Source organism: Microcystis sp. M53602_WE12 (genome assembly GCF_030065455.1).
GTDB classification, from domain to species: domain Bacteria; phylum Cyanobacteriota; class Cyanobacteriia; order Cyanobacteriales; family Microcystaceae; genus Microcystis; species Microcystis aeruginosa.
Genome location: NZ_JASJFB010000316.1, coordinates 1 through 8,317, shown reverse-complemented (window position 1 = coordinate 8,317; position 8,317 = coordinate 1). Strand labels below are relative to the sequence as shown.

9 protein-coding genes are annotated in these 8,317 nt (G+C 45.7%); 3 read left to right on the top strand and 6 right to left on the bottom strand.

What is annotated here, in order from left to right; all coding sequences use genetic code 11:
- Positions 1-184: 184 nt before the first annotated feature.
- Complete coding sequence (locus tag PX482_RS11295; RefSeq protein ID WP_002758945.1) at positions 185-499, bottom strand: hypothetical protein; 315 nt, start codon at positions 497-499, stop codon at positions 185-187.
- 389 nt (positions 500-888) lie between these two features.
- Between PX482_RS11295 and PX482_RS11290 the strand changes: the two genes are divergently transcribed.
- The 3 genes from PX482_RS11290 (at position 889) to PX482_RS11280 (ending at position 3,759) form a co-directional block, all read left to right on the top strand.
- Positions 889-1,392, top strand: a complete 504-nt coding sequence (locus tag PX482_RS11290; RefSeq protein WP_002758944.1) for a hypothetical protein — start codon at positions 889-891, stop codon at positions 1,390-1,392.
- Between the two features lie 504 nt (positions 1,393-1,896).
- The gene (locus PX482_RS11285; RefSeq protein ID WP_002758943.1) at positions 1,897-3,111 is read left to right on the top strand and encodes a hypothetical protein; all 1,215 of its coding nucleotides are present in this window, start codon (positions 1,897-1,899) and stop codon (positions 3,109-3,111) included.
- 48 nt (positions 3,112-3,159) lie between these two features.
- On the top strand, positions 3,160-3,759 hold the full coding sequence (locus tag PX482_RS11280; RefSeq protein WP_002758941.1) for a hypothetical protein: 600 nt from the start codon (positions 3,160-3,162) through the stop codon (positions 3,757-3,759).
- On the opposite strand, the gene PX482_RS11275 is transcribed toward PX482_RS11280, so the two are convergent.
- The 5 genes from PX482_RS11275 to PX482_RS11255 form a co-directional block, all read right to left on the bottom strand.
- Positions 3,727-3,858, bottom strand: coding sequence for a hypothetical protein (locus tag PX482_RS11275; RefSeq protein WP_288095450.1), 132 nt, complete (start codon positions 3,856-3,858; stop codon positions 3,727-3,729). The genes PX482_RS11280 and PX482_RS11275 overlap by 33 nt on opposite strands.
- A gap of 11 nt (positions 3,859-3,869) precedes the next feature.
- On the bottom strand, positions 3,870-5,075 hold the full coding sequence (locus PX482_RS11270; RefSeq protein ID WP_288095448.1) for a tetratricopeptide repeat-containing S1 family peptidase: 1,206 nt from the start codon (positions 5,073-5,075) through the stop codon (positions 3,870-3,872).
- Positions 5,076-5,104: 29 nt separating this feature from the next.
- Entirely contained in the window at positions 5,105-6,010 is a 906-nt protein-coding gene (locus PX482_RS11265; protein WP_288095447.1) for a S1 family peptidase, read from the bottom strand.
- A 106-nt stretch (positions 6,011-6,116) separates the two neighbouring features.
- Positions 6,117-6,740: a COP23 domain-containing protein gene (locus tag PX482_RS11260; protein ID WP_149107194.1), complete on the bottom strand. Its 624-nt coding sequence runs from the start codon at positions 6,738-6,740 to the stop codon at positions 6,117-6,119.
- Positions 6,741-6,900: 160 nt separating this feature from the next.
- Positions 6,901-7,989, bottom strand: a complete 1,089-nt coding sequence (locus PX482_RS11255) for an isocitrate/isopropylmalate family dehydrogenase (RefSeq protein ID WP_002774283.1) — start codon at positions 7,987-7,989, stop codon at positions 6,901-6,903.
- Positions 7,990-8,317: the final 328 nt, after the last annotated feature.

Sequence of the window (8,317 nt, the reverse complement as noted above, 5' to 3'; positions counted from 1 at the left end):
TGACCTCAAAAAGTGCCGACCATTGGAGTGATTGGGGGGAAAATTCCGGGACTTTTTCCCTGAAAATTAGGTAGTTGACCACCTGAAAATCGATAAAACCCCACACCCCACACCCCACACCCCACACCCTGCCCCCAGGAAAAACTTTTTCAGCAAGCCCTATTTATTGGGGATTTGGTCGGATTTAGCCAGCTGCGGGTACACGGCTGCCGCTAACTCCGGGTACAGGACCACGACGAATGTTGGTTTCCGTTTCGATGGGAACGAATTCAATATGATTAAGGAGGGTAGTAACGAAAGCAAAGAGTAAAAAAGGCAAAGAGAGGACGACGACTAACCCCACGGTAGCGAGGGCGAAAATTTGTCTAGTGCTACTCCAAAGAGCTAGAGTGGAAGCCAGAGTAAGAAAAATAACGATTAACCAGACGATTATTTGTCCGTAAATATCTCCGAAGGTGAGGGTGCAAACCATGCGATAGTTACGAAAATCCTTATCCATAACAGTAAACCCGTAGATAGTCAGTTATTGTTTTAGGGTAAGTCTAGAATCGTTAGCTTGGTCAATATTTAAAGGTTTTTATAAACACTTGTTGATAAATCTTTACAATTCCGCCCCGAGCGGGTAGCCAAATCTAGAGATAAGTAGGGAGGCACAATTATTTGTAGGATGGGTTAGCGGTAGCGTAACCCATCGGGGCGTTGGGTTTCATGCTTCAACCCAACCTACGTTCATCTTATATTTAATTCCACCCACCTACTTAAGAGCGGTATTGTTTGGTTGCTCTCCTCAGAATTGATAAGAATTGCTAAGAATTACCAAAAAACTGGCCATAATTTTGGCGAACGCTCTTTACAATTAAATTATAAAGGCAAGGAGGAGCAAGCCTAATGAAAACTTTTGTTGAGCGTTATTGGTCTTGGTTTAATTGGACAACCTTAGCGATGGTTGTTCTCGGTTTCTGGTTAAGTGCCAGTTTCGTCATCGATTTAATCATTCTCCCCAGCTTATCCGTAGCTGGCATGATGACACAAAATGGCTTTGCCAGTGCTGGTTACTTGCTATTTGGCATTTTTAACCATCTGGAATTAGTTTGTGCGGCGATTGTGCTGTGTAGCTTTGTTGTCTTCCACCGCTATCATACCTTAATCCATCTCCCCGAACATCGATCGCTTCTATTCGCTGGTGTTCTCTTAGTAATCACCCTAATTTACACCTATTTTCTCACTCCCAATCTGAGTGCTATGGGTTTACTGGCTCCCGTTGCCGCGTCGGGAATGTCGGGAGAAATGATGTCTTTGCAGATTGGTTACTGGTGTCTAGAAGTGGTTAAAGGTTTGATAGCTTTTACCCTGTTGCGCTGGTGTTGGCGAGATGCCTTTAAGTTGGCTTAGTTTTTGATTACAAGCGGGGTTCAACCCGCTTTTTTTAGTTCTAGCAATATAATCCGCCTATTTGATTCGTGAACAGAGACGCAGCACAACCATCGAAGCCAAGAATAGAGGTGGTAAATTTTTTACACTTCATTTAGGCGCACTAGGGGATTCCATGATTGATAACGAACAGGTTTAATAACTTGCTAAGTGGGTGGGTGGAATTAAATATAAGATGAACGTAGATTGGGCTTCGGCCGTGAGCTCAGCCGAACGGTGGAAGCATGAAACCCAACGCCCTATCATACAAAGTCGAGGAGAGCCGGGGGATTCCATGATTGATAAGTAGTCGTGCAAAATAAATTTCTTAGTGAAGAAAGGCAAGAGGCAAGAGGCAAAGGGGGGGTTAGATATGTGTAATTAATTTTGCCTAGGTACTTAACGGACAACTTTGATGACTTGCTATCTAAGCATAAATCAGTTACAATTTTTGCAAATTAACTTCGTCTGTGAGGAAAGCTGGAAGTGTTGTTAAAAAAAGCCAAAAGAAACAGCCAAATGAGACAGATATTTTCTGGGGGAATTTTCATTGCCTCCTGTTTGGGGACGGCCATACTTTGCGATGGGGTGAAGGCCCTTCCTTCCCCCTTAGACATTGACGCTGCTTCTATTCGGGTATCCCAGGAAAAAATTATCATTAATTCCCCCGTAGAATTAGAGAGGACAGAAAGAGTTCTGACAACCAATTCCTTCTCGACAACAGAGGGATTAGCCGATAGTAATCTGCCCTCATCCTTAGAAAATAAACTAGGGAAATCTTCCCTCGATACTTTAGCAACAGAAAAGACCAGGACAATTTCAACCCTAGAAGAATGGAAGGCGAATCTAGGGACAACGCAAGCGAGTCAGCTTTTACCAGTAGGAGTTAATAACTCGCCAGAAGTCGAAAAATGGCAAGCACAGGCATCTACCCCCGTTGATCCCAATATTTCCCCCGAATTGCAGCGTTTACGTCAAGATTTCCTGATTGAGGAACCGCGAACCCTTTCTGTGAAACTGGCGGAATTTGTGGTTGCCCCTAGTGCCAGTATTTCTACTCCCATCGGTTTTGGAGCGAATTTTGGGCAGATTTTCGGTGGTTTCGGTTTCCAGTCGAGAACCCGTTTTACCAATCAAGCAGATGGTGGGTTAGCCCTAGGGGTCGGTTTAGGAGAACCCCAGAAAATTGTCGGTTTGGATGTAACTCTGGCGATTTTGAGCCTTTTTGGTGATAACGCCGGACGGGGTAGTTTTAGCTTTAAAATTCACCGTTCTCTGCCAGAAGGTTTTGCTGTGGCCCTAGGATTTGAAAACGCCATTCGCTGGGGTGAGACAGATGCCGGTAGCAGTATCTACGGGGTGGTGAGCAAATTTTTTCAGTTCACAGAAACAACGGAAGAACCCTTTAGTCAATTGACGCTCTCTTTGGGTGTTGGTGGTGGTCGTTTTCGCTCGGAAGGAGCCATCGAAGATGGGGTAAACTCGCTGGGTGTCTTTGCTAGTGCTGGTTTACGAATTGTTGAACCAGTCTCGGCCATTGTCGAATGGTCGGGTCAAGATTTAAACGCAGGTATTTCTCTGATTCCTTTCCCGAAAGTCCCCTTGACGGTTAACCTTGCCGGTGCTGATTTAACGGGCAATGCCGGGGACGGCGCTCGCTTCGTCATGAGTATCGGCTACAATTACTTTTTCCCCCGTTAGTCGGTTTTTAGATTGTCTAATTTAGTTTTTTGAATGAGGATAAAGACCATGTTGATGAAATGGTTGACTAATTGGCAAGTTTCCCTAGTGGCGGCGGTTTTGCTGACCAATGCCCTAGTCTCTCCCGGTATGGCGCAAACCGGCAACCAGTCCGATGCCACTGGGCCAATTCTTTCCACTGGGGATTTTGCTGGTCAAACTTTCCCCACCACCACGACGGTAACGGGATTTCAGGGGGGAGAACCGGCTCAAATCGCTGTTAATCAGGCGGCGGCTTCTCTGAATATTCAGTTAGCTGATAATAATTTAACCTCCCCCACAGGTATCCCGATTCCCCCAGCCATTCAGCAATTGCTACTGAGCATCTTAACAGGGGATGCACAGGCGGGTAATAATATCAATGCTGTCACCGCCGCTCTTTACTCAGCCCCCGGCGCACCGCCATTAAATGTTATTCAAGACTTATTGGCCAGCTTAGAGAAACTGACCAGGGATGACAAGGTAGTGCCAGCTAAATTGCTGGCGGCGGTGCTGGCCTATAATGCGATGATTTTAGCCAGTAACGAAGAGTTTCTCCGCAATCCCCCCGCAGAACTACGAGCAATTCAAGCATCCTTAGCTAAATTGGTCCAACCGACTATTAGCTAACCGCGTTTTCCCTACTGACTTGAAAGAGGGTGTGGGGTGTGGGGTGTGGGGTGTAGGGAAGGAAACCTCTTTCATCTGTGGGGGTGAAAATTTTTTCATCGGGACTGACTTCACCATAGTCTCCTTGGATTAGAGGGCTGTGGTGAAGGCTCCACGGTGGGCGCGGTGGTTGGCTGTGAGGGAGTTACAGGAGGGGTATTTCTTCCCCCTAAAGATTCTTGGAGCTTGTCGCGCAGTTTTTTGGCGGTATCGGAGTTAGGATTAATTTTGAGAGCTTGTTCGTAGGCGGCCAGCGCCTCTTGGGGGCGTTTCCAGTAGGTCAAGACCAGACCTTTCCCGTACCAAGCTTGATAGAGTTGAGCATCGAGTTGCAAGGCTTTTTCATAGGCGGCATAGGCGAGGGCTAATTGTCCTAACCGCCACATTTTATTGCCTTGATTAAGCCAGTTTAGGGGATTAGTATCGTTATTATTGGGAACTTCAAAAGCCCTGTATAATTCATCACCAATTTCTTGCAAAGATAAGGTATTGGGGGGCGAATTTTCGACATTTATCTGCCCTTGAATGCCAGACTGGGGTGCTAATTTCAAAAAAGTAGTGATGGGAATAGCGAGACTAAAGCCAATTGGCACGGGAACCTTTTCGATTTTTTCGGCTTCATTTTGTCCGTGAACCGCGATGACTCGTCCATTTATATCTAACACTGGACCGCCACTCATGCCCCCATAGGTGACACTGGTATAAACTATCTCATACCCCAACTCCGGAGGAAATATTTTCAGCAAGGGTGTAATGTCCTTGGGTAGCACTTTCCCCAGATTGAACAATCGTTTCCGCTTGCCGATAAATTTCGGGTCGGGCCATCCAGAAGCAAAAATAAATTGTTCGTCAGCTACTTGATAGTTACCCAAGGTCGCCAATTGATAATTTTGGTCGCTCTGAAACTGCACGAGAGCTAGATCTACTCCTGGTAATTTTTTGATGCTATTGTAATCGAGCGGATATTGCTTGCCATCCCAGGTAATAATTTTTAGTTGATCGTAATAGAACTTGCAGGCATCTCTAGCATCTTTACAGATTACATGACTAGCAGTAAGAACAGTATAAACTCTTCCTTCTTTGGCAATAATCGATCCGGAGCCATTAGAAGTAATTTTCCCATTCGCCCCCTCTTCTTCTGAGGGGATTAAAACGGTAATCTTTTCAGCAATTTTTTCTATCTCCTCAGTTGTTGATGCCTTAGCAATCTGAGGAGAAACCACAAACACCGCTATACTAACTAGGGCGGCGGAAATTTTCAAGAAATTGTTGCTCATTCTGGTTTAAAAATACAGTTGAGTGGAATTTACCAGAGTGGTGTGGGAGCGGGATTCTTTTCTCTTGGGGTTGACGAGGATGGAGAAGGAAAATCTTCCCAGAAAGTGGGTTCTCTATGGGTGGGAAGCGGTGGGGGTGACACTGCGGGCCGTTGCCGACTGGAAGCAGATACAGAAGATGACCCCGATTGTAAAAAAGTCCCAATAGGAATCGCCCAACTTAATCGACTCATTTGTTCCCACAGTGCCGGTGAAGTCACCGTTCCATCAGCAAAAACGTAGGATTTACCCCAGAGGGGATAAGCATGAATGCCGTTAATACCAATAACTTTACCTTGCCGATTCAGCAGCGGTCCGCCACTCATGCCATTTTTAATCTTATTGGTATAGCCGATTTGGTAGCCCCCCGAAAAGGATTTATCACTCAAAAGCGACACTTTACCAACGGTGAAGGTAAAATCAAAGGGATAGCCGGCGGCGAAAACTTCATCTCCGATAGTGAGATCATCGACATTAGCCAAATCAGCAATAGAATAAACTTGGCTACTGCGAAAAGAAATTAAGCCTAAATCATAATTATTCAAGCGAATTGTTCTGACCAACTGACCCCGATGTATCTTGCCGTCAGGGGTTTGTATTTGCCAACCCCGAGAGCGATCCCGCCCTAAAACATGGTCATTCGTGAGAACTTTGTAGGAAGCACCCTGCTTTTCAACTAAAATGCCCGAACCCCAGCCTTGCTCTGATAACACCTTAACGGTAATTGCTCTAGCTAACTGAAGCAGCTGTTGTTGTGAAAGTTGTTGAGAGCTATAGGCATTGGCCTGGTTAGGTTCCAGAGCAGGAGCATAGCTTTGGACAGCAAGCAAAGGTGTGGACAGTCCCAATAATAAACTGCCCGCACCAGCCAAAATTCTTTTTATAGGCCGACTCACTTGATCACTATGCTCCTATCTATAGAACTATAAAAGTTTACCAAACAGCGGGCGTTGGGTTTCCTTGCGTCAACCCAACCTACCTTATCTATAGAACTAGAAAAGTTTACCAAGCAGAACCGCCTGATGGTTTTTGGGGCGACTGTTCGGGGGAAGTCCCCGGCGCCGGAGAAGAGGACGAACCCGTAGCGGGATTTGTTTCCACGGGAACGCTTTCTAGGAATTTGCTGAAATCGATAGTGGCAGAATCCGATGAGCTTTCAAACAAAGGACTGCTGCTGGCTCCTTGCCGGAGGCCAAATAACTGCGCAAGTTTTTGCCTCGCATCATCTCCTCTCTTGAGGGTAAATAATAGGTTAGCACTATTAGCCCGTTCTCGCCCACTACTGGAGACATAGATGACTGGTTCACCATTCAGATAGCCCGTGTTAATATTACCAATTCCGCCTGGTCGAGAGTTCAGGCTATTGAATCTTCCAGTTACTTCTTCACACCGTCGCATGGGAGTGTAACCGGAACCACTAAAATAATCAGAAGACCAACGAATCACCGCTCTGTATTCATTAGGGCCGGATTGGACAAAAGTTGTCGGAATTCCTATATAGGGACCCGTCACTGGCACAAGACACTCGAATCTGGTTTGAGCTTGGCTCGGTGATTGTAAGGTCAAGGCAGCTCCTACACCAATCAGAGCAATAGTCAGAGTTTTTGTCAAAGTTTGTAGTTTCATTGTTCTTATCCTAATCCTGTAAAGGGACTCCATTGTACACTTCAAAGGTAGCTTTTATTTTTCCGCAAAACAAACAAAAGCAAGGCCTTTGCAACAATTCTTATTTTTTGGGATTACCCTTTCTTCAAACTCCTTTAAGAGAGCAATCAGATGAGTTCGTTTACCCCAAAGCAGACCAAACTTCTAACTTACTGACCACGCGACGAATCACCTCATCGGTAAACTCACTCATGGTCATTTGGCCCCCTAAATCGGGGGTTTTTTTGCCCTCGTGAATAGTTTCAAAGACACTTTCATAAATTGCCCTGGAAGCTTTACGCGCCTCGCTAGTTTCGATATAACCTAACAAAGCTGCCGAGGCTAAAATCATCGCCATGGGATTAGCGATATTTTTGCCCTCTAAAGCTGGGGCCGTGCCGTGGGGAGCTTCTGCCATAATGGTTTTAACCGCTAAGGTCTCCTCATCAAATCCCAAAACTAAACTTTCGGCCCCGGCAATACTGCCATAGAGTTGCAAGACAAAATCAGATAATAAATCGCCATCGCGATTAAGTGCTGGAATCACCAAAGCTTCGCCGTCGGTTTGTAAAAGTAGGGCAAAAGTTGCATCAATTAACAGGGGTTGATAACGCACTTCCGGATGTCTTTGGGCCGCCGCGTCTAATTCCTCTTTAAACATCCCTTCGTAGGTGGCACTAACGGTGAATTTTGGGCCACCAAATACCCGCGCCCCGGTTTTTTTGGCCTGTTGAAAGGTAAACTCGGCCACAGCGCGACTGGTAGCCCTAGAAATGCGCGAGGTGCGATAGGCAATTTCATCGCCGGTGGCAGTGGTTTCTCGCCATTCTTTGGCCCCGTAGGCATCGTCAACGGCCATGCGGACAATGGCAATGGGAGAATAAACGCCCCCAATCGGACGAATACCGGGGATACGGCGACCGATGCGGAGAATTACCTGAGAATTCATTGCTTCTCTTAAAATAGCGTTAGGACTGCCCACATCTCCTTTAATTTCTGGGGTGATGGTGGCAGCTTTGAGAGCTAATCCGGTTTTTAGAGTCGCTTCGGCGGCCTCGTGAACCACTTGATTGTTACTCTGGCGACGCTGGGCTAAACTAAGATCAAAATCGGCAAAGTTAAGCGGTTGACGAATTATCGAGGGTTGCAATACTCTCAGGGCTTCTAGTAATAGTTCTTCTCCAGTTTGGTCGCCGTGCATGACCACAATAGTGGGGATATTTTCAGTCATAATTTTTGAGTTTTAATAAAAATTTTCAAGTATATCTTAATGCTTAATTGACCGTTTAATCGGCTAAAAAAGATACTTTTTACCTTAATTAATTCTGTAATTTTATCAATCTTGCAGAAAAAGATATATAATACCAAATCTGGTTATTAAAAACCGATTATTTATTCTCCCTTTTGCCTTTTGCCCCCCTTGATAAGGGGGGTTTGATCCCCCCTGCCCCCCTTGATAAGGGGGGATCCCCCCTTAATCCCCCCTTTGATAAGGGGGGTGCCGATAGGCGGGGGGATCTACCCTTAATAAGGGGGGTATCTGAAAGTTTTTAACACCT

Bases quoted from the DNA above. Each gene is read 5' to 3' on its own strand.
- PX482_RS11295 (WP_002758945.1), bottom strand. From the start codon at position 499: ATGGATAAGGATTTTCGTAACTATCGCATGGTTTGCACCCTCACCTTC.
- PX482_RS11290 (WP_002758944.1), top strand. From the start codon at position 889: ATGAAAACTTTTGTTGAGCGTTATTGGTCTTGGTTTAATTGGACAACC.
- PX482_RS11280 (WP_002758941.1), top strand. From the start codon at position 3,160: ATGTTGATGAAATGGTTGACTAATTGGCAAGTTTCCCTAGTGGCGGCG.
- PX482_RS11275 (WP_288095450.1), bottom strand. From the start codon at position 3,858: ATGAAAAAATTTTCACCCCCACAGATGAAAGAGGTTTCCTTCCCTACA.
- PX482_RS11270 (WP_288095448.1), bottom strand. From the start codon at position 5,075: ATGAGCAACAATTTCTTGAAAATTTCCGCCGCCCTAGTTAGTATAGCG.
- PX482_RS11260 (WP_149107194.1), bottom strand. From the start codon at position 6,740: ATGAAACTACAAACTTTGACAAAAACTCTGACTATTGCTCTGATTGGT.
- PX482_RS11255 (WP_002774283.1), bottom strand. From the start codon at position 7,989: ATGACTGAAAATATCCCCACTATTGTGGTCATGCACGGCGACCAAACT.